General features: G+C 52.5%; 1 protein-coding gene. It reads left to right on the top strand.

All coding sequences use genetic code 11. The annotated features are described in order from the left end of the window. The coding region (locus ASC50_RS03975; RefSeq protein ID WP_158648401.1) for a hypothetical protein at positions 1–507 on the top strand (507 nt) is incomplete at both ends.

The following is a 507-nucleotide window of genomic DNA, read 5'->3' as shown; positions in this document are numbered from 1 at the left end:
CCTCAATGGTCTGTGGGCGATGGAAGCATTGGCATAATTCAAGCCGCAACCGGTCCTTATAATGTCGCCACAGGCACATACACCTCCATCGTGAGAGTTAAAGGACTCAAGGAAGCAACTACTCTCTACGGAGTCAAAGTGAAGCAAGGCGGTGCGGATACGCTCATCACGGCTCCTCTGACGGTGAGAACACCTCGCATCCGTCTCTTCGAGGGGACCGACTACAGTACTCTCCTCGCCCCTTCTGTCACGCTGGACAGGATGGGAAAAGCAGCACCATTGATATTGCACGGCGGCATCTCGGGTCTGCCGGATGATTCGGAATACAACTATCTGAAATGGAAATTTGCTCCGGATAACGGCTCGTCCGCGAGTGTAGATGGGTCTGTAGAGTTTTCAAACGGGAAAAAATCCGGCGATTGGCAGCCACAAACCGAACTTTGGGAGTTTAACACCCCGAAGGCAGGCTTGACAACCATCATCGTGACAAATTGCAATGCGCTTGGC

The organism is Candidatus Symbiothrix dinenymphae (assembly GCF_001431085.1).
Note: the sequence above shows the minus strand (reverse complement) of the source record. Positions and strands in the feature narration are given on the sequence as shown.